Genomic DNA, 20,597 nt, shown 5'->3' on the forward strand with positions numbered 1-20,597 from the left:
TCGGACATCCGGCCCCCACCGTCACCCTGGAGGTCCACAGTGCAGCGATCCGGCCCGTTCGCGATCGGCGACCGCGTGCAGCTCACCGACACCAAGGGGCGCAAGTACACCGTCGTCCTGGTCGAGGGGGCGGAGTTCTTCACCCATCACGGCGCGGTGAAGCATGACGATCTCATCGGTGCGCCCGAGGGGTCGATCATCACCTCGACCAAGGACGCCGACTACCTGGCACTGCGGCCGCTGCTCACCGACTATGTGCTGTCGATGCCCCGTGGCGCCCAGGTCATCTATCCCAAGGACGCGGCGCAGATCGTGCACGAGGGCGACATCTTCCCGGGCGCACGCGTCCTGGAGGCCGGAGCCGGTTCGGGCGCGCTGACGTGTTCGCTGCTGCGCGCGGTCGGCCCGTCGGGCCGGGTGTTCTCCTACGAGATCCGCGAGGACCACGCCGAACACGCCGAACGCAACGTCCGCACCTTCTACGGCGACCTGCCCGACAACTGGGATCTGCGGGTTGCGGATCTGGCACAGACGTCGGTCGAGCAGCTGGACGGTCAGGTCGACCGGGTCATCCTGGATATGCTGGCGCCGTGGGAGTGCCTGCCCACGGTGAAGGACGTCCTGGTCCCGGGCGGCGTACTGGTGGTCTATGTGGCCACCACGACGCAGCTGTCGGATGTGGTGGAGGGCCTGCGCCGCCAGCAGTGCTGGACGGAGCCCCGCGCGTGGGAGTCGATCAACCGCGGGTGGCACGTGGTGGGTCTGGCCGTGCGCCCCGAGCACCGTATGCAGGGCCACACCGCGTTCCTGGTGACCGCGCGTCGCCTCGCCGAGGGTGTGACCACCCTCAAGCCCAAACGCCGCGCCGGAAAGGGCTGATCGGATAACAGCCTGGCCGGCGCGCCCGCGCCTCACCGCGGCGATAGGGTGGAGGTGACGACGACGAGGGGTCTCGTCGGCGAACCGGAGGGCAGGTGATCGCGTGACCGAGGGACGTTCCCCGGCCGGACAGGGTGATGATCGGGTCTCGGTCGACCGGGCGGAGCTGGTGCGGCTGCGCAAGGCGGCCGACGAGTGGGCCCGGTCGGATCGCGAGAAGGCGGTCAAGATCGATGCCCTCGGCGCCCGCAACGTGCGTCTCGCGGAGCTGCTGAAGGACTCCCGGGACCAGCTCGAGGCCCTCAAGGGCGAGGTCGAGCGGCTCGGCAATCCGCCCAGCACCTACGGGGTCGTTCTCTCGAAGCCGGTGGACGGCGACACCGTCGAGGTCATGGCCTCCGGCCGCCGCATGTTGCTGACGCTCGCGCCCGGCGTGGAACCGGCGACGCTCACGGTCGGCACGACGGTCCGCCTCAACGAGGCGCTGACCGTCCTGGAGGCCTCGTCCGCGCTGCCCACCACCGGCGTCACCGCGATGTTCCGCGACGTCCTGGCGGACGGGCTGCGTGCCCGGGTCGTCATGGGGAACGACGAGGAACACATCGTGCACCTGGCCGATCACCTCCGGGGCGGCCGGACCTCCGACCACCCGGCACCGGTGCGGCCCGGTGACGCGGTCCTGGTGGACCCGAAGGCGGCCGTGGCGTACGAGGTGGTGCCCAAGGCGGAGGTCGACGAGCTCCTGCTCGAGGAGGTCCCGACCGTGGACTACTCGGACATCGGCGGGCTCGGCCAGCAGATCGAGCAGATCCGCGACGCGATCGAGCTCCCGTTCATCCACCACGACCTGTACCGCGAGTTCCATCTCGCGCCGCCCAAGGGCGTGCTGCTCTACGGTCCGCCCGGCTGCGGCAAGACGCTCATCGCCAAGGCTGTGGCGCATTCGCTGGCCCGGGCCGCGGCGGTGTCGCGGGGCGACGACGTGGACGACGGCCGGTACCCCAACTCGTACTTCCTGTCGATCAAGGGCCCCGAGCTGCTCAACAAGTACGTGGGCGAGACGGAGCGGCACATCCGCTCGATCTTCGAGCGGGCCCGCGAGAAGGCCACCGAGGGTAATCCGGTGATCGTCTTCTTCGACGAGATGGACTCGATCTTCCGGACCCGTGGATCGGGCGTCTCCTCGGACATGGAGACCACGATCGTCCCGCAGCTGCTCGCGGAGATCGACGGCGTGGAGGACCTGCGCAACGTCATCGTGATCGGCGCCTCCAACCGGGAGGACATGATCGACCCGGCCATCCTGCGCCCGGGCCGGCTGGACCTGAAGATCAGGATCGACCGCCCGGACCGGGACGCGGCGATCGACATCCTCGGCAAGTACGTCACCACCGATCTGCGCTTCGACCCCGACGACATGGCGGGGGCCGCCGCCGACCAACACGTGGCGGCTCTGATCCAGCGCGTCACCGAGCGCCTCTACACCCGTGATGTCTCGACCACGTACGCACACCTGGTGTTCGCCTCCGGCCGCCGCGCCTCGATGTACCTGGCAGATCTGACGTCGGGGGCCATGCTGCGCAATATCGTGGACCGCGCCAAGAAGCTCGCGATCAAGGACATCGTGCACGGCACCGGCAAGGGCCTGACCACGGACGACTTCCTGGACGCCGTCGAGGCCGAGTTCGCGGAGAACACCGACCTGCCGGGCACCTCCAACCCGCAGGAATGGGCGCGCCTGACCGGCGTTCGTGGCGAGCGGGTCGTGGAGGTCACCGTGCCGAACAGGGAAGAGAGCGCATGAACGCGAGTGCCCGCCCGACCGGCCCCGTGCGCGGCCGAATCATCGGAACCGAGATCGAGTTCGGGATCGTCGCCGTGGGCCAGCCGCTGCTGAGCTCGGTCGTCACCTCGACCCAGGTGATCAAGGCCTACACCGACCCCGGTGAGGGCGCGGGCGGCGCCGACGAGGCGCGCTGGGACTACCAGTCCGAGTCGCCGCTCCGGGACGCCCGCGGGTTCGACCTCGGCATCGCCCGGGCGTACGACCCCAGCGAGTTCGGTGTGACCAACCGGGTGCTCACCAACGGCGCGCGCTTCTACGTCGATCACGCCCACCCCGAGTACTCGGCCCCGGAGGTCGACTCGCCGCGGGACGCCGTGATCTGGGACAAGGCGGGCGAGGTCATCATGCACCGGGCCGGCGCGGAGTCCTCGGCCACGGAAGACAACGCGCAGCTCAAGCTCTACAAGAACAACGTGGACGGCAAGGGCGCCTCGTACGGCGCCCACGAGAACTACCTCGTGCGTCGCGACGTGGACTTCGACGCGCTGACCCTCAGTCTGGCCACCCACCTGCTGTCGCGGCAGGTGTACACCGGCGCGGGCAGGGTGGGCATCGGCCAGGAAGGGCAGACCGCCGGGTTCCAGATCTCCCAGCGGGCCGACTACATCGAGGTTCTGACCGGGCTCGAGACCACGCTGCGCCGCGGGATCATCAACACCCGCGACGAGCCGCACGCCACCGACGAGACGTGGCGACGCCTGCACGTCATCATCGGTGACGCCAATATGGCGGAGCTGTCCACCTACCTCAAGATCGGCACCACCTGCCTGGTGCTGGACGCGATCGAGGCCGGCGTCGACTTCGCGGATCTGCTCCCCGAGGACCCGGTCGAGGCCGTGCACACGATCAGCCACGACCCGGGCCTCACCGCGACGGTGCCGCTCGCCGACGGCCGTGAGATCACCGCACTGGCGATGCAGCGGGAGATCCTGGCGCGGGTCACCGAGATGGTGGGCGACGGCTCCGGCCGACCAGCGTGGGCTCTCGAGGTGCTCGCCGAGTGGCGGGAGATCCTCGACGCCCTCGAGGAGAACCCGATGTCGTGCGCGGACCGGCTCGACTGGCCGGCCAAGCTCCGGCTGCTGGAGGGCTTCCGAACCCGAGACGGCCTGGGCTGGGACCACGCCAGGCTCGCCCTGATCGACTTCCAGTACCACGACATCGATCCCGGGCGTGGCCTCTACAACCGACTGGCCGCCAAGGGTGCGATCCGCCGGCTCACCAGTGATGACGAGATCGACGCCGCCATCACGACCCCGCCGGAGACGACGCGGGCCTGGGCCCGCGGACGCTTCCTGGCCGAACTCGGGGATCGTGTCCACGCCGCCGGATGGGACCACGTCGTCGTCGTCGACACCCGCGGCCGGGAACGGCACGTCGACCTCTCCGACCCCTACACCGGCAGCCGGGAGTTCTGCGAGGCCAACCCCGGCTTCCTGGGGCCCGACGGCCCCACCACCTGATCACCGCCGACAGCAGAGCACCAGTGAACAAGGAGCAACCACCATGGCCCAGATCCAGAAGAACGCCGGCGGCCCCGGCGAGGGTGACGACGAGGCCGGCCAGGTCGCCAAGGCCACCGACACCAGCGCCGCCGACTCGCTGCTCGACGAGATCGACGACATCCTCGAGACCAACGCCGAGGAGTTCGTGAAGTCCTACGTCCAGAAGGGCGGGCAGTAGACCCCATGCTGCGTCGCATCGTCGGGATCGAGACCGAGTTCGGGATCACCAGCGTCGGGGGAGAGGGCGCCCGCTCGCTCGGCGCCGACGAGATCGCGCGCTACCTGTTCCGCCCCGTCGTGGAGCGCTGGCGTAGCTCGAACGTCTTCCTCGAGAACGGCTCGCGCCTCTACCTGGACGTCGGCTCGCACCCCGAGTACGCCACGGCCGAATGCGACGGCCTGCGCCAGCTCGTGGCCCACGACCGGGCGGGGGAGCGGATCGTCGACGAGCTCGGACTGTGCGCCGAACAGTCGCTGGCCGCCGAGGGGATCGATGCGAAGGTCTACCTGTTCAAGAACAACACCGACACGGTGGGCAACTCCTACGGGTGCCACGAGAACTACCTGCTCGACCGCGCCACCCAGGTGCGCAGCATCGGCACCACACTGCTGCCGTTCCTGGTGAGCCGGCAGCTCTACTGTGGCGCCGGCAAGATCCTGCCCGGCACGCCCCCCGGTGTCGGGCTCGACCAGACCCCGGGACCGACGTTCTGCTTCTCGCAGCGGGCCGAGCACATGTGGGACGGGGTCTCCTCGGCCACCACCCGGTCCCGGCCGCTGATCAACACCCGCGACGAACCCCACGCGGACTCCACCCGGTTCCGGCGCATGCACGTGATCGTGGGCGATTCCAACATGATCGAGAAGACCACGCTGCTGAAGATCGCCACCACGCGGCTGGTGTTGGAGATGCTCGAGGCTGGGATCGAGCTGCGTCCCATGGCCGTGGCGCACCCCGTTCGTGCGATCCGCGAGATCAGCCGCGACCTGACCGGCACCCGCCCCGTGACCATGACCGACGGCACCACGATGAGCGCTCTGGAGATCCAGCGGGAGTTCCTGGCCGCGGTCCACCGGTACCTGGACGCGGGTGGCTGGGAGCGCGACGACCGGGACGTGGTGACCGAGTGCGTCGCCCTGTGGGAGCGCGTACTCGACGCCGTGGAATCGGGTGACCACGATTCGATCGCCGCAGACATCGACTGGGCGGCCAAGCTCCGGCTGATCCGGCAGGTCCAGGACAGGACCGGCGTCGACCTCGACCACCCCAGGCTCGCACAGATCGACCTGACCTACCACGACATCCGGCCCGGCCGAGGTCTGCACTCCGTCCTGGAGCGGCGCGGTCTGGTCTCCCGGGTGGTGGACGACGCCGAGGTCGAGCACGCACGGGCGGTCGCCCCCGAGACGACCCGGGCGGCACTACGTGGTCGATTCATCACCGCCGCGCGCGAGGCCGGGCGGGACCACACCGTGGACTGGGTGCACCTCAAGGTCACCGACGGCACCCTGCCGACCGTCGCGCTGACGGACCCGTTCGCCGACGAGGACCCGCGTGTCGACGACCTGATCTCCGCGCTCGGACGATAGCGTTCCTGCACGTGTCCACCTCGAAGTCACAGCGACTGGTCAACCTGGTGATCTGTCTGCGCTCGACCAACGCCTACCTGTCGGCCGACGAGATCCGGCGGATGGTGCAGGGCTACGACGACTGCGAGAACGAGGCCGCCTACCTGCGCATGTTCGAGCGGGACAAGCGCGAACTCCGCGACGCCGGCGTGCCGCTCGAGCAGGGGGCGTCGCTGGCCCACGGTTCGCCGGCCGGGTACCGGATCCCGGCTCGTGACTACGAGCTCCCCGAGATCACCCTGACGGCCGAGCAGGCCGGAGTCCTCGCGGTGGCCGCCGAGGTCTGGCGCGAAGGGGAGCGGTCCGCCCGCGCGGACGGGGCGTTGGCCAAGCTCACGGCCGCGGGCATCGATCCGGTCCGGGACGTCGGTACGACCGTCTCGGTCGAGGACCCCGCCGAACTGGCCACCGCGGCGGTCGTCGCCGAGGCTGCAGCGGAGGGCGCCGTGGTGACGTTCTCCCACACCCCCGCGGGGGCCACCGAGTCCAGCGACCGTCGCGTGGAGCCCTGGTGGACCGGTTCACGGCACGGGCACTGGTATCTCGTGGGCCATGACCAGGACCGCGGCGAGCCCCGCACGTTCCGGTTGATCCGCATGTCGGACGTTCGTCTCGGCCGCGGCAGGCGCACCGCACCGGTGCCGCCCACCGAGCGCGTTCTCGAACTGCTCGACGATGCGGTGTCGAGGCTCAACCCCGTCGTGCAGGCCACGGTGTGGGCGGCCGGGGGCCGGGCAGCGGAGCTCCGCGCCATGGCCCGCGCGGAGACGTCGGCCCATCGCTTCGATCGCAGTGGTACCGATCTCGAGCTGTCCGCACCGTTGGGTGAACTGTCCTCGCTCGTCGCGGCCCAGGGGGCCGACGCGGTGGCCCTGCGGCCGGCCGAACTCCGCGTCCGCGTGGTGTCGATCCTGACCGCCGCCGAGGAGGCGATCCGATGAGCACTCGTTCGGTCCCGCTCGCGACCCTGCTCAGCGTGGTCCCGTACTTCCACAGCCGCGGCGCCGTCCCCGTCTCCGAGGCCGCGCGCGACCTGGGGATGACCGACAAGGCGCTGCGGTCCGCCCTGTGGCAGCTGTGGTCCTGCGGCCTACCCGGTTACGGGCCCGGCGACCTCATCGACCTCGCCTTCTCCGCGGAGGATCTCGACGACGCCGAGATGGTGGAGGTGACGTTCACCGCCGGCATCGACCGGCCCGTGCGGCTGACCGCCGCCGAGGCCGTGACCCTGGAGACCGGACTGGCCGTGTTCCTGGACCGCCCCGAGGTCGTCGAACAGGCCGCGCTCCGCGATCTGCTGGCCACGTTGCGGACGGCGGCCGGCGCCGAGAGCGCTCGCGCGCCCCAGGGATCCGACACAGGGGATTCCGACGCCGACGTGGTCCGCACCGCCGTCCGCTCGGGTCGCGCACTCCGGTTCGTCTACCACTCCGCCAGCTCGGACAGCTCGACCATCCGCGTGGTGGACCCGGCCAGGCTGTCGGTCGCGGACGGCCACTCCTACGTCCACGGGATGGACCGTGGCTCGGGCGCGTGGCGCACGTTCCGGACCGACCGGATGAGCCGGGTGGAGGAGGTGGGCCCGCGCCGCGCGTTGGGACCCGAGCCCCAGGACGACGGCGAGGGTGAGCGCCGCCTGGAGCGGGCGATCGTCCCCGCGGCCGGTGCCTGGTTCCTCGACGAGTTCGGTTTCCATTCCGTGGCCCGCCGCCCGGACGGCGATCTGGACGTCGAGATCGCCTATTTCGACCGGGCCTGGCTCGTGCGGTTCCTGCTGGGCCACGCCGACGTGGTGACACCGGCTGATCCCGTGCTCGCGAGGGAGATCGCGGAGCGTGCCACCGCTGGTCTGGCCGTCTATACCGGAAGTGTGCCGGAACCGACGGAAGAAGAGCCCGCGCCAGGGATGTGAATTTTCCGTGAACGTGCAGGTCACCGCCGGTAAACGCCGATACCGCGGTGTCGGCGGTCGCGCGGGGTGCGTTAGCATGGAGACGTTGTCAGACAAACGGAGGTTGACATGGGTGCGCTGAGCATCTGGCACTGGCTCATCGTTCTCGCGGTGGTGCTCCTGCTGTTCGGTTCGAAGAAGCTCCCGGACGCCGCGCGCGGTCTCGGGCGTTCGATGCGCATCTTCAAGTCCGAGATGAAGGAGATGCAGAACGACGGCTCCCCGGCGGAGACCGACGAGCCCCAGGCCCTCACCCAGGGTCAGCCGAACGCGGCCCAGTACGTGCAGCCGCCGAGCCAGCAGCCGGCACCGGCCCCGCACTATCAGCAGCCGGTCTCCCAGCCGCAGCCCCACCCTCAGCAGCACCAGACTCCCGCCGCGCCGCAGCAGCCGCAGCAGCACTCGGATCCCACCGGTCCGTACCAGGGCGGACAGGGGCAGTAGGTCTCCTCATCGATGACTGATTCCGGGTCCCCGACAACCGGCGCCTCCCCACAGGGGGGCGCCGGTCGCCTGCTGTCCAAGCGCCGTCGTCGTCGGCGTAACCCTGACGGCACGATGCCGCTCATCGAGCACATCTACGAGCTTCGCACCAGGCTGCTCATCGCCATGGCGGCGATTGTGGTGTTCATGGGTTTCGGCTTTTGGTGGTACGGCAGTGGCATCGGCGTGATCCCATCACTCGGTGAGATCCTCACCGGCCCGTACTGTGACATCCCGCCGGGCGCCCGGCTTCAGCTCGGGGACGGTGACCAGTGCCGCCTCCTGGCCACGGGCCCGTTCGAGCAGTTCATGCTCCGGCTCAAGGTGTCGGCCACCGCGGGCATCGTGATCTCCAGTCCGGTCTGGCTCTACCAGTTGTGGGCATTCATCACGCCCGGGCTGCACAAGAATGAGAAGCGCTACGGCATCGTCTTCACGACCCTCGCCGCCGTGCTGTTCATCGGTGGGGCGGTGCTGGCGTACATCGTGATCGTCCACGCCCTCGAGTTCCTGCTGTCGATCGGCGACAACGTCCAGACCACAGCACTGTCGGGAACCCAGTACTTCACCTTCCTCATCCAGCTCATCCTCATCTTCGGCGTGAGTTTCGAGATCCCCCTTCTGCTCGCGATGCTCAACGTGGCCGGGGTGCTCAGCTACGAGATGCTCGCCAAGTCCCGTCGCGGGATCATCATGGGCATCTTCGTGTTCGCCGCCGTCGCCTCGCCCGGGCAGGACCCGTTCTCGATGCTCGCGCTCGCCGTGGCCGTGTGCATCCTCGTCGAGTTCTCCATCCAGTTCGCCCGCCTGCACGACAAGCGCAAGAAGAAGGCCCGAGCAGAGTGGCTCGAGGTGGACGACGAATCGGCGTCCCCGATCGAGGCGTCCGGGGGCATCGACTCCTCCGGTGGGATCGGCGCCTCCGGGCCGCTGGGTCGTCCGGCACCGGTGCGCACCTCCGCTCCCGCCGGCGGCGCCGCCACGCCGCACAACTCCAGCCCGCTCCAGGCGCCCACCGGCGGCGGGTCACCGTATGACGACATCACCTGACATCGCCGGCCCCGACGAGGGAGACCATTCCGGAGAGCTGCTCGACTCGTTCCTCTCCGGTGAGGGATTCACCCCGGACCCGTTCCAACTCGAGTCGTTCACCGCCCTGGACGCCGGGCGCAACCTGCTCGTGTCGGCTCCCACGGGCTCCGGCAAGACGCTGGTGGGCGAGTACGCGGCCTACCGTGCTCTCGCCGGCGGGGGCCGGTGCTTCTACACGACGCCGATCAAGGCCCTCAGTAACCAGAAGTTCCGTCAGTTCCGCGAGCGGTTCGGCCCGGAGAACGTCGGCCTGCTCACCGGCGATCACTCCATCGATGCGGACGCGCCCATCGTGGTGATGACCACCGAGGTCCTGCGGAACATGGTCTACAGCGGATCATTGGCGCTGCACGATCTCGACTGCGTGGTGATGGACGAGATCCACTACCTGGGGGATCGGTCACGAGGCGTGGTGTGGGAGGAGATCATTCTCACCCTCGACCCCGCTGTGCGACTGGTCGGCCTGTCGGCCACGCTGAGCAACACCGACGAGCTGGGCGACTGGATCACCGAGATCCGCGGTGACACCGCCGTGGTGCTCTCCGATCACCGGCCCGTGCCCCTGGCCCACATGCTCTACACCGACGGAGACCTGGTCCCCGTCCGGGCGGCTGCCGAACAGCGGCGGCGAGCCCGCGCCGGGTACCACGACGAGCGGGTGGCCCCCCGTCAGGGCGCGCAGTGGGCCCGCCGCCGGGATGTCATCGACAAGCTCGACGACGAGCGTCTGCTGCCCGCCATCTACTTCGTCTTCTCCCGCGCCGGGTGTGACGGTGCGGTCGCGCAGATGCGCCGCGCCCGGCTGCGGCTGACGACCGGGGAAGAGTCCCGGCGCATCGCCTCGCATGTGGACGCCGCGTGCGCCCCGGTCCCGCAGCACGACCTGGACGCCCTCGACTACCCGGCGTTCCGGGCCGGGCTGGTCAGCGGGATCGCGGCGCACCACGCGGGGATGCTCCCGCTGTTCCGCACGGTCGTGGAGGAGTTGTTCTCGGCGGGGCTCATCAAGGTCGTGTTCGCCACGGAGACCCTGGCGCTGGGAATCCACATGCCGGCGCGCGCGGTGGTGCTCGAGAAGACCACCAAGTTCAACGGCGACACCCACGCGATGCTCACCTCGTCCGAGTACTCACAGATCACCGGCCGCGCCGGCCGGCGCGGTATCGACACCAAGGGCACCGCGGTCGTCCTGAGTCAGCCCGATCTCGACCTCGACGCGTTGGCAGCCCTCGTGGACACTCCGCGCTTCCCGTTGCACAGCGCTTTCGCACCCGACTACTCGATGGCGGTCAACCTCGTCGAGCAGCGTGGAGTCAACGAGGCCACCTCGCTGATCGGCCGGTCCTTCGCGCAGTTCCAGACGGACCGGTCACTCGTCTCACGCTCCCGCGCGATCGAGCGCCGCGCCGACGAGCGTGACCGGATGCGCGCCACCCTCGTCGAGGCGGGGGGTGACGAGGAACTCGATGAGTACATGGCGGCCCGTTCGAATCTGAGTCGGCTCGAGCGAAAGGTCGAGAAATCCTCCCGCGACGACCGGCTCTCCGCCGTCCGTGCGGCGATGCTCAAGCAGACCGCGGGCTCGGTCATCACGGTCGGCCGCAAGCGATACGGGATCGTCGCCACGGTCCTGCAGGTACGCACCGACATCCAGTCCGACCCTGCCTTGCTGTGCCTCACCGACACCGGCTGGACGGGGTGGCTGCACCAGCACGACTTCTCCGTGCCGCCCGTCCCCGTCGGCCGGGTAGACCTTCCCAGGGGCCGGCGCAAGCTCGACGGGCGCGCCAAGAGGGCGCTCGTCCAACGCATGGAGCACCTGCGTGGCAAGGCCAAGGGACGCATGAAGAACTCCGGCGGGAAGCCGGTGCGCAAGGATCCCCGCATCGCCGCCGCGCGCCGAGTACTGCGCCAGCATCCGCTCCACGACGATCCCGGCATCGACACGCTCGCCCGCCTGCATGAGCGATGGGCGAAGGCCGATGCCGATGTCACCGCTCTCACCTCCGAGGTCGATGCGGATTCCGACTCGCTGGCCCGTCGGTTCCGCCGCATCGTCGAGCTGCTACAACAGCTCGGGTACCTAGAGGAGAACGAGGGCGCCCTGCGCGCCACCGATGCCGGCAGACTCCTGGCGGGTGTCCATACCGAACAGGACCTCTTCGTGGCCGAGTGCCTCCGACGCGGCGTCTGGCGCGGACTCGACCCGGCAGGGTTGGCCGCCGTGATCGCCACCGTGGTCGCGCACCCGCGTAGCGAATCGGTAGTTCGCGAACCGTCGGACGAGTCTCTGCGTACCGCCCTGGCGGACACCGAACGGGTGGCCTCGGACGTCGCCGGGGTCGAACGCGCGCACCGACTGCCCGCGACCCCCGACCTGGATGCCGGTCTCGCGCCGGTTCTCCACCACTGGGTATCCGGCGGCGCCCTGTCCTCGATCCTGGCCGCTTCGTGGCAGGAAGGCGTGGAGCTGACCGCCGGTGACTTCGTCCGGTCCGCCCGCCTGGTGGTGGACGTACTCGCGCAGGTGGGCCAGGTCGCGGAACCCGACCTCGCCCGGACCGCACGATCCGCCGTCGGCTCGCTGCGGCGGGGCGTCGTCCTCGACCACATGGCCTGACCCGCCCACTCCCGCGCCCACTCCCGCATCGACAAGAGTGTTCGGCACACGAAACGCGAGAGACAGGTGCGTCGAACGCTCTTCTCGATGTTGGCCGCGGCGGGGGAATATCGGGGGAGGGACGGGTTCAGGCCTCTTCCAGCGTCGCCGTCGCCTCGACCAGCCGGCCGATCGCCCGGGCCTGCCCGATCGCCCGGCCGAGCTCGTCGAGTCGCCCATCGTCGACCGGACCGCGTCGGCCGTCGGTGTCGCCGTCGAACTCCAGCTCGAAGACCCGCCCGCCGAGACGGACCACCCCGCGGGCCGCGTCGAGATAGTCGGCGCCCGCCAGGACGGAGCTACGCTGGCGCGCGGTCAACCCCGATCCCGGGTCCGTCGCCGCGGCCACGATCCCGTCGAGATCGCCGTACTCGCGCAGCAGCGTAGCCGCGGTCTTGGCACCGACGCCCGCCACACCGGGCAGCCCGTCCGAGGCGTCCCCCACCAACACCGCGTAGTCGGCGTACACGCCGGCATCGGCGGCCTCGGGTAGATCGAAGCGCTCGGCCACCACCGCCGGCGTGTACGCCCGCCGCTTCTTCATCCCGGCGCCCACGTACACCACCGTGGTGGACGGCGATGCGAGCTGGAACAGATCACGGTCGCCGGTGACGACCAGTACCTCTCGATCGCGGGCGGAGAGCTCGGCGAGCACGTCGTCGGCCTCCGCATCCTCGGCCCACGCCTGGGTGATGCCCGCCGCGGACAGGACCGCACGGATCGAATTCACCTGCGGCGCCAACGAGGCGGGGGCGTCCTCCTCGCCGTCGTCGCCGACACGATGCGCCTTGTACGACGGCAACAACTCCACACGCCAATCCGGCCGCCACTGACGGTCCAGCGCGGCCACGAGGCCGCTCGGCGAGTACTCCTCGACCAGAACCGCCACCATGTCGCAGAACCCACGCACCGCGTTGGCCGGGGCGCCGTCGGGGCCGGTGATCTTCTCCGGGACCGAGTGGAACGCCCGGAACCACAGTCCGGCGCTGTCGAGAACCATCAACGGACCCTGGGACATCGCGCCTCCTGGAGATCTGGTCTGGACCACCCCGCCAGGCTAGCCGCCGACGGGGGCGGGCGATGCGCGGCTCGGCCTACTCTGGGGGACATGAATGCCGACGCCCCGGATCTCTACCCGAACCGCCTCGACGCCGTCCGCGCCCGCGCGCGGGAGATCGGGATCGACCACGTGGTGGTCTATTCCGGGGAGGACATGGCCTACCTGACAGGTCTACGGATGGAGTCCCACGAGCGGCTCACCGCGCTGGTGATCCCCGCGGCGGGTGACGCGCCGCTGCTGATCCTGCCGTCACTCGAGCTCACCGATCCGGTCCGCCGTGCCGCCGAGCAGGTCGGCGCGACCGTGCACCCGTGGGCGGACGGGACGGACGCAGTGGCGTTGGTCGCGGGGATGGTGTCCGGACGGGTGTCGGTGTCGACCGCCATGCCGGCGTTGCACCTGGTGCCGCTACAGCAGGGCGTCGACGGCGAGGTGGTGCTGGCCTCGGACGTGATCGATCACGTCCGGGCCGTCAAGAACGCGCACGAGGTGGGCGAGCTCGCCGAGGCCGCCCGCCGCATCGATGCCGTGCACGAGCGAATGGGCGAGTTCCTGCAGGTGGGACGGACCGAGTCGGAGGTCGGTGAACTCATCACGGCCGCCATCGAGGCGGTGGGGCTCACGCACGCCGAGTTCGTGATCGTCGGCTCCGGCCCGCACGGTGCGAACCCGCACCACGGGGTCTCCGACCGTGTGGTACAGGCGGGCGACGTCGTCGTGGTCGACATCGGCGGGCCGCTGCCCAGCGGCTACCACTCCGACTGCACCCGCACCTATTCGATGGGCGAGCCGTCCGGGCAGGTCGCCCGGGACTACGCCGCGTTGCAGGAGGCGCAGCGACTGGCACGCGAGGCCGTGCGGCCCGGGGTGGCCATCGGCGAGGTCGACGCGGCGGCACGTGAGTACCTGGCGGCGACCGGGCTGGGGGAGCGGTTCATCCACCGCACCGGTCACGGGATCGGGCTCGGGCTGCACGAGCCGCCGTTCGTGGCGCCCGGTGCGGACACCGTGCTGGCCGAGGGGATGACCTTCTCCGTCGAGCCGGGTATCTACCTGGACGGGCACTGGGGTGCGCGGCTGGAGGACATCGTCGCGGTGACCGCGGACGGCCGTCGCGATCTCAACAACGGCGAGCGGGGCCTCCGGGTCCTGTAGAGGGACTAGGCGTCGGTGAACATCCGGGCGGATCCGAGCACGCGGTCGACCTCGATCGCGACCACCACGCGCTCGGGGTTCGGGCGCGGCTCCCGGTACCGTAGTGCGTAGCGGCGCTCGCCTTCGTGAACCGCGTCGGCGTCTGTCAGCAGCCGGACCGGACCCTCGAAGGTCAGCCAGCGGCCGCCGTCGACGTGGGACACCGCCGCGCGGCCGCCCCGCTCGGCATTGCGCGCCTTCTGTGACCCGCGCCTGGTGATCACCCGGGCGAGCCCGCCCTCGGTATCGATCGTGAAGCCCACGGCCACGACGTGCGGGGACCCGTCGGCACGGAGGGTGGTCAGTGTGCCCAGATGGTAGGTCGACAGGAACTGGTGAGCCTCGTCGGACAGCTCGGTCAGGGTGCGGGCCATGCGCTCGAGACTGCCACAGCTGTCAGGAATCGCCGAGGTGGGCCGTGAGGCCCGCCGGCGCGGGCCTGCGTGAAACACTGAGCACATGCCCACACCCGCATCGTCGTCCTCCCGGCCCGGTGGCGAGGTCGTCGTCATCTTCGGCGGCCGCAGCGAGATCGGATTGGCCGTGGCGCACCGCCTCGCGCCCGGTCGTACCGTCGTGCTGGCGTCCAGGCCGGGCGGCGACGTCTCGACGCTTGCCGCTCCGCTCGAGGCGGCGGGCGCTGCCGCGGTCGAGACCATCGACTTCGACGCCGACGACATCAGCTCCCATACCGCGGTGGTCGACCGGATCGAGTCCCGGGTCGGCCCCGTCGACATCGCGGTCCTCGCATTCGGCATCCTCGGTGACCAGGAGGTCGCCGAGCGGGACGCCGAGGCCGCCGCGCAGATCCTCCACACCGACTTCGTGGCCCAGGCCGCACTGTTGACGACGCTGGCCGAGCGGATGAAGTCCCGCGGGCAGGGCGTGCTCGTGGCGTTCTCGTCGGTCGCCGGGCAGCGCGTCCGGCGCGCCAACTACGTGTACGGGTCGGCCAAAGCGGGGCTGGATGGCTTCGCGTCCGGGATGGCCGACGCTCTGCACGGCACCGGCGTCACCCTGGTGATCCCGCGGCCGGGCTTCGTGATCGGTCGCATGACCACGGGGATGGATCCCGCACCGTTCTCCTCGACCCCGGACGAGGTGGCGGACGCCGTGGTCGCCCGCGTTCTCGCGCGCCGCGCGGGTGTCGTGTGGATACCGTGGCAGCTGCGGGTGATGTTCGCCGTCGCCCGTCTCGTACCCCAGCCGGTCTGGCGACGGATGCCCCGGTGAGCCGCCCGGACCGCCCGGGAGGGCCCGCGTCCGGCGAGCCCGCGCAGGTGCACCTCGTCGGGGTGGGACCCGGCCCTGTCGACCTGCTAACGGTACGGGCCTCACGCCTGATCGCGATGAGCGGGACCTGCCTCTACGCCCACGGCCTCGTGCCCCGGGAGGCCATGTCCCTAATGCCGCCCACCGCGAGGGTCGTGGACGGCTCCGGGCTCTCGGACACCCGGGCGCTCGACGAGATCCGGACCGCTCTCGAGCGCGGTGACCGTGTCGCGTGCCTGTTCGCCGGGACTCCCGATCAGCATGACGAGGCCTCGCAGCTGACGGAAGCTCTGGACACTGCCGGGGTCTCCTGGGAGGTCGTGCCCGGGATTCCGCATCCCGGTTTCCCCACGGCCCTCGGGGCATCGCGCGCAGACGCGGCCGGCGACCACACGAGGGCCGCCCGGCCGGCCGGTGGAGCTGCTGCATCGGGGCTACCCGTCGGCGGGCCCGGCCTCATCCTCGTACTGGGCGGCACCGGTGAGGCCCGCGATCTCGCAGAACTGCTCGTCACCGCGGGGCTCGAGGTGGTGACCGCCCTGGCCGGGAAGGTGGCCCGCCCCCGGCTTCCCCGCGGCGAGGTACGGATCGGCGAGTTCGGCGGCGCCGAGGGACTCGCGCACTGGCTGCGGGAGAACTCCGTGAGCGCGGTGATCGATGCGACCGACCCGTTCGCGGAGCAGATCTCGGTCGACGCTCTCCACGCCGCCGCAGCGACCGCGGTCCCGCTGCTGCGGTTGGAGCGTCCTGGATGGTCGGAGACCGGGGGCCACGAGTGGATCCACGTCCCGGACGTGCAGGGCGCGGTCGCGGTGGTGCGGGAACGGTTCCGTCGCCCCATGCTCACCGTCGGCAAGCTCGGGGCATCGTCGTTCGCCGACGACACCCGCGGTTCGTACCTCATCAGGTGCTCCGAACCACCGCCCGGCCCGCTGCCGGACCGCTACCTACTCGTCCTGGACCGCGGGCCGTTCGGCGTCGAGTCCGAGCGCACGCTCATGTCGCGGCACCGGATCGACGTGCTGGTCACCCGAAACAGCGGCGGCCGCGCATCTGCGGCCAAGCTGGAGGCGGCGCGGGCCCTGCGCATCCCGGTGGTGATGGTCGACCGGCCGCGCAGCACCACCACGACCGCCGACGCCCCGCCCGCCCCCGAGACCGTTCACCGGATCGAGGATGCGGCCCGCTGGCTCGTCGAACGCTTCGGCTCGCGCTGACCCGCGCCTACCGACCCACGTGGTAGCCGCTCGGCGACGCCGTGACGCGCTCACCCGCCCCGGTGTCACCGCAGGCCCGTTCGCAACCCACCCAGTGCTGTCTGCCGATCACGGGTAGTGTGCCGGCGCGCACCGATTCGGCGACGTCGGCGCGCACGTCGGTGTGCGAGCGGGAACACCCGGGCAGGCCGGTGCAGGCGGTCACATCCACCCACGGTGACGCCGCGTCGAAGACCATGCCCATCGGGGCGAGAACCCGGACGACCTGCTCGGCCATGTGTTCGGTCAGACCGTGTAGGCCGATCACGCGTTCCGCCGAGATGGTGCTGGGCCGCTCGATCGCGCCGAGGAACTCGGCCAGGCGGGCGGGGACCACGCCGAAGGGCAGCACGGCCAGGAGAGTGACCAGGCCGTCGTCGGTATCGATCCAGCCGACCGGCGGCACCTCCACCGCCGCGGTGTGGGCGCCGCCGCCGGCGGGGTCGCCGGCCTCATCGACGGGACCTCCCGAGTTGGACTCGCCGGTGGTGCCCGCCTGGCCGGTGGTCAGTGGGTGCTCGGACAGTGCGACGACGACGAGGTCGTTCAGTTCCCCGACCGGCGGGACGCGCCACTGCCGTTCCGCGCTCCGGACGAAAGCGGCGGCGGCGTCCGCGAGGACGGTCGCCGCGTCCGCCATCGCGGTGCCGATCCCGGTGTCACGGCCACGGACGTGCAGGTGGAGGAGCCCGTCGGGGTGTCCGGCGACGGCCGCCAGGTCGGGCCGGTGGGCCAGGACATCACCCGAGCCGTCGTCGAACCCGAACAGGAAGCGCCCGCTGAGTGCCGTTATGTCGTCCCTGGACAGGAGCTCCGCGTCGAGCCGCTCCGGCAGAGCGCCGAGGTGATGATGTCCGGCGAGTCGGCCGGACATCGGGGAGGCCAGGATGTTGCGTACCCGGTCGTGGGCGGCGCTCGGCAGGAGCCCCGCCTTCGCGACACGCTTCTGCAGGAGCGCCTCGTCCCGCACGCCCCGGATCTGTACGTTGCCCCGCGAAGTGAGGTGAAGATCGCTGCCGTGGTCTGCCGCGATCCGGGCGAGCGCGGCCCAGTCCGTGGGCTGCAGTCGGCCGCCGGGGAACCGGAGGCGGGCCAGTCCGCCGTCCGCTGCGGCGTGCACCCGCCGGACTCCTGGACATCGGTCGGCGGAGCCGGCGGGGGAGTCGGGGGCCGTCATGGCTCCCGAGCCTAGTTCAGCCCTGCGGGTGGCCGGGTTCCGCGCAGCGGGCGAGGCTCGGGGATACTCGGATCATGCCTGCAACTCTCGCCACCGGAGGCCGCGTCCTCACCCCCGCCTCGCGAGACGCCACCGCGCTGGCGTGGGAGGAGGGGCAGGTCGTCTGGGCCGGATCCGACGCGCCCGGCCCCGCGCTGTTCCCCGATGCCCACCACCTCGATCTGGCGGGGGACTGGGTCGCTCCGCCGTTCGTCGAGTGTGTCGTCGGCGGGGTCGATACCGACACCACCATCGACGCGGCCACCGCGGCGGCGTCGGGAATCCTGCTGACGGGGCTGGCCGCAGCCCACGGGCCGGACGCCGTCGCGGACCGGGCGCGCGAGGGGGAGCGGGTCGTCCTCGAACCCGGGACCGAGCCCACTCGGCTCGCCGGGGAGCTGACGCGGCTCGCCGACGAGCTGGGCCGCCCGGCAGTGGCGCGGTGCACACCGATCCTGATCGGCGCGGCCGAGATCAGTGACGACGACCTGGCGGCGCTCTCGGCCGTCGGCACGGTCCTGCTGTTGCGCCCCCTCGTCGATGACCTCACCGGTCTCGACCTGGTCCGGATCGCGGCCTCGGGAGTGGCGCTGGCCGCCTCCGTCCGCGCCGGCAGCGAAGTACGCCCGTGGGACGCCCTGCGTGCCCTGACCAGAGTCCCCGGTGGGCGGGGGCTGTCGCCCCGGGCCGCGTTCACCGCCACCACCCGCGGCGCCCGCCGCGCGGCCGGCGCCCGGGACGGGCTGTCCGGGACGCTCGCTCCGGGGGCCCCGGCGTCCTTCGCCCGCTGGCAGACCGGTGACCTCGCCGTGGTCGCGGCCGACGACGCCGTCCAGCGCTGGTCCACCGATCCGCGATCCGGGGTCCCCCCGATGCCCGACCTCACCGGCCCGGACCCCGTCCTGCGGGCCCTCGTCGTGGACGGCGAACCCGCCGGCCGGGCGGAGTGATCCCGCTTCTGCTCCGACTGGTCGGAGCCGCCGCCTCCGGTGCGCTGCTGGCCGCATCGTTCCCTCCGGTCGGCCTCTGGTGGATGGCACCGCCGGCGATCGCCGTTCTCGTCGTCGTCCTCTCTCCGGTCCGGGGCACCGCGCCCCGGGCGCGCACCGGGGCACTCGTCGGATTCCTCGCCGGCCTGGTGTTCTTCCTCCTCCTCGTGCCGTGGGTCGGCCTGTACGTGGGCGCCTACGCCGCCTGGGGTCTGTCCGTGGTCGAGGCCCTGTACCTGGCGGCGTTCGGCGCCGGCGCGGCGGTCATCCTGCGCGCAGGGCTGACCCCCGGCGGCCACGACGGCCGACGAGCAGCTGCTGCTCTGCTCGGCGTCGCGGGATGGTGGTCACTGTGGGAGTGGATCCGCTCGTCGTGGCCGTGGGGCGGTTTCCCGTGGGGGAGGCTGGCGTTCGGCCAGGCCGACGGCCCCCTGTTGCCGCTCGCCTCGCTCGGGGGGACACCGCTGATGGGCTTCGTCGTGGCGGCCTTCGGCACGGCACTCGGGTTTGCCGTCGTCCTGCTTCTCCGACGCGACCGGCCGGTGCGGACCGCCACCGGGCTCCTCGCGGTCCCGCTGGTCACGGCCGGACTGGTCGCCGCCGCCGCGATCGACCCCGGTGACGAGCACCCCACACAGGCACTCGACGTGGCGGTCATCCAGGGCAACGTTCCGCGCCTCGGGCTGGACTTCAACGCCCAGCGACGCGCCGTCCTCGACAATCACCTGCGTGTGACCGGCGAGCTCGCCGACCGCGTCGACGCCGGTGAGGTACCGAGGCCGGATGTGGTCATGTGGCCGGAGAACGCCTCCGACATCTCGCCGCTGGCCGATCGACGAGCCGCCGACCAGATCTCGGCACTGTCCCACCGCCTCGGGGCGCCGATTCTCGTCGGTACCGTGTTGCCGACCGGCGAGGGGCGGGAGGCGACGAACTCCTACCTGGTGTGGGACGGACGGTCAGCCGACCGCGGCGAGGGCCCGGTCGCGGACCGCCACGACAAGAAATACATCCAACCGTTCGGCGAATGGCTGCCGTTGCGCGCGCCTCTCGAGGCGCTGTTCCCGATCGCCCGCACCGCCGGGCATTTCGTGCCCGGCGACGGCGACGGCGTGGTGACCGCCGCCGGGGTGGACATCGGGGTGGCCATCTGCTTCGAGGTGGCGTTCGATTCCGCCGCGCGCGAACCGGTCGCCCACGGCGCGCAGTTGCTCACCATCCCCACGAACAACGCCACGTTCGGCCGGTCACCGATGACATACCAGCAGTTGGCGATGTCGCGGGTTCGTGCGGTCGAGCATCACGTCCCTGTACTCATCGCCGCGACCAGTGGGGTCAGCGCCGTGATCGGATCGGACGGCGCCGTTCAGCAGGAGACGGAGATCTTCGAACCCGCGGCGTTGGTGGCGCAGGTGGAGATCGGTTCGGCCGGTACAGTGGCAACCCGATCGGGCAGCATCCCGCAGGTGGTGTGTTGCCTCATCGGGCTCGTCGGGCTGGCCTGGGCGGTCATCCACTCCCGACGCCGGCCCGCACACGACCACGAGGAGAGCTAAGTGACCGATC

Annotated in this window: 18 protein-coding genes; 15 read left to right on the forward strand and 3 right to left on the reverse strand. The window is 71.0% G+C overall.

Annotated features, from left to right (window positions below; all coding sequences use genetic code 11):
* The first annotated feature begins 39 nt into the window (after window positions 1-39).
* The 10 genes from K3888_RS04180 (at window position 40) to K3888_RS04225 (ending at window position 12,005) form a co-directional block, all read left to right on the forward strand.
* Complete coding sequence (locus K3888_RS04180) at window positions 40-879, forward strand: tRNA (adenine-N1)-methyltransferase (protein ID WP_230928962.1); 840 nt, start codon at window positions 40-42, stop codon at window positions 877-879.
* Between the two features lie 166 nt (window positions 880-1,045).
* Window positions 1,046-2,683 carry a proteasome ATPase gene (gene arc, locus K3888_RS04185; RefSeq protein WP_443652043.1) on the forward strand — a complete coding sequence of 546 codons (1,638 nt, stop codon included), beginning with the start codon at window positions 1,046-1,048 and terminating at the stop codon, window positions 2,681-2,683.
* Window positions 2,680-4,188, forward strand: a complete 1,509-nt coding sequence (dop, locus tag K3888_RS04190; RefSeq protein ID WP_230928964.1) for a depupylase/deamidase Dop — start codon at window positions 2,680-2,682, stop codon at window positions 4,186-4,188. The genes arc and dop overlap by 4 nt, the downstream gene beginning before the upstream one ends.
* A gap of 43 nt (window positions 4,189-4,231) precedes the next feature.
* On the forward strand, window positions 4,232-4,408 hold the full coding sequence (locus K3888_RS04195; RefSeq protein ID WP_230928965.1) for a ubiquitin-like protein Pup: 177 nt from the start codon (window positions 4,232-4,234) through the stop codon (window positions 4,406-4,408).
* Window positions 4,409-4,413: 5 nt separating this feature from the next.
* Window positions 4,414-5,820 carry a Pup--protein ligase gene (pafA, locus tag K3888_RS04200; protein WP_230928966.1) on the forward strand — a complete coding sequence of 469 codons (1,407 nt, stop codon included), beginning with the start codon at window positions 4,414-4,416 and terminating at the stop codon, window positions 5,818-5,820.
* An 11-nt stretch (window positions 5,821-5,831) separates the two neighbouring features.
* Window positions 5,832-6,800 carry a helix-turn-helix transcriptional regulator gene (locus K3888_RS04205; RefSeq protein WP_230928967.1) on the forward strand — a complete coding sequence of 323 codons (969 nt, stop codon included), beginning with the start codon at window positions 5,832-5,834 and terminating at the stop codon, window positions 6,798-6,800.
* On the forward strand, window positions 6,797-7,771 hold the full coding sequence (locus K3888_RS04210; protein ID WP_230928968.1) for a helix-turn-helix transcriptional regulator: 975 nt from the start codon (window positions 6,797-6,799) through the stop codon (window positions 7,769-7,771). The genes K3888_RS04205 and K3888_RS04210 overlap by 4 nt, the downstream gene beginning before the upstream one ends.
* Window positions 7,772-7,879: 108 nt before the next feature.
* Entirely contained in the window at window positions 7,880-8,254 is a 375-nt protein-coding gene (gene tatA, locus K3888_RS04215) for a Sec-independent protein translocase subunit TatA (RefSeq protein WP_230928969.1), read from the forward strand.
* Window positions 8,255-8,368: 114 nt separating this feature from the next.
* On the forward strand, window positions 8,369-9,343 hold the full coding sequence (gene tatC / locus K3888_RS04220; RefSeq protein ID WP_372459533.1) for a twin-arginine translocase subunit TatC: 975 nt from the start codon (window positions 8,369-8,371) through the stop codon (window positions 9,341-9,343).
* The gene (locus tag K3888_RS04225) at window positions 9,327-12,005 is read left to right on the forward strand and encodes a DEAD/DEAH box helicase (protein WP_230928971.1); all 2,679 of its coding nucleotides are present in this window, start codon (window positions 9,327-9,329) and stop codon (window positions 12,003-12,005) included. Before tatC ends, K3888_RS04225 begins: the two co-directional genes overlap by 17 nt.
* Before the next feature lie 127 nt (window positions 12,006-12,132).
* Here the strand turns inward: K3888_RS04225 and K3888_RS04230 are convergent, their stop codons facing one another.
* Window positions 12,133-13,062 carry a 5'-3' exonuclease gene (locus tag K3888_RS04230; protein ID WP_230928972.1) on the reverse strand — a complete coding sequence of 310 codons (930 nt, stop codon included), beginning with the start codon at window positions 13,060-13,062 and terminating at the stop codon, window positions 12,133-12,135.
* Window positions 13,063-13,152: 90 nt separating this feature from the next.
* Between K3888_RS04230 and K3888_RS04235 the strand changes: the two genes are divergently transcribed.
* Window positions 13,153-14,259: a M24 family metallopeptidase gene (locus tag K3888_RS04235; protein WP_230928973.1), complete on the forward strand. Its 1,107-nt coding sequence runs from the start codon at window positions 13,153-13,155 to the stop codon at window positions 14,257-14,259.
* Window positions 14,260-14,264: 5 nt separating this feature from the next.
* Here the strand turns inward: K3888_RS04235 and K3888_RS04240 are convergent, their stop codons facing one another.
* Window positions 14,265-14,672 carry a PPOX class F420-dependent oxidoreductase gene (locus K3888_RS04240; protein WP_230928974.1) on the reverse strand — a complete coding sequence of 136 codons (408 nt, stop codon included), beginning with the start codon at window positions 14,670-14,672 and terminating at the stop codon, window positions 14,265-14,267.
* An 85-nt stretch (window positions 14,673-14,757) separates the two neighbouring features.
* Between K3888_RS04240 and dprE2 the strand changes: the two genes are divergently transcribed.
* Both dprE2 and K3888_RS04250 read left to right on the forward strand, forming a co-directional pair.
* Window positions 14,758-15,531: a decaprenylphospho-beta-D-erythro-pentofuranosid-2-ulose 2-reductase gene (gene dprE2 / locus K3888_RS04245; RefSeq protein ID WP_230928975.1), complete on the forward strand. Its 774-nt coding sequence runs from the start codon at window positions 14,758-14,760 to the stop codon at window positions 15,529-15,531.
* Window positions 15,528-16,787 (forward strand): cobalt-precorrin-6A reductase, encoded by a 1,260-nt coding sequence (locus tag K3888_RS04250; protein WP_230928976.1) that lies wholly within the window; start codon window positions 15,528-15,530, stop codon window positions 16,785-16,787. The genes dprE2 and K3888_RS04250 overlap by 4 nt, the downstream gene beginning before the upstream one ends.
* A gap of 7 nt (window positions 16,788-16,794) precedes the next feature.
* On the opposite strand, the gene K3888_RS04255 is transcribed toward K3888_RS04250, so the two are convergent.
* The gene (locus K3888_RS04255) at window positions 16,795-18,003 is read right to left on the reverse strand and encodes a ferredoxin-like domain-containing protein (protein WP_230928977.1); all 1,209 of its coding nucleotides are present in this window, start codon (window positions 18,001-18,003) and stop codon (window positions 16,795-16,797) included.
* A 74-nt stretch (window positions 18,004-18,077) separates the two neighbouring features.
* Between K3888_RS04255 and K3888_RS04260 the strand changes: the two genes are divergently transcribed.
* Window positions 18,078-18,992, forward strand: coding sequence for an amidohydrolase (locus K3888_RS04260; protein ID WP_230928978.1), 915 nt, complete (start codon window positions 18,078-18,080; stop codon window positions 18,990-18,992).
* Entirely contained in the window at window positions 18,989-20,587 is a 1,599-nt protein-coding gene (gene lnt, locus K3888_RS04265) for an apolipoprotein N-acyltransferase (RefSeq protein ID WP_230928979.1), read from the forward strand. The genes K3888_RS04260 and lnt overlap by 4 nt, the downstream gene beginning before the upstream one ends.
* Window positions 20,588-20,597: the final 10 nt, after the last annotated feature.

Source organism: Dietzia aurantiaca (assembly GCF_021033825.1).
GTDB lineage: Bacteria > Actinomycetota > Actinomycetes > Mycobacteriales > Mycobacteriaceae > Dietzia > Dietzia aurantiaca.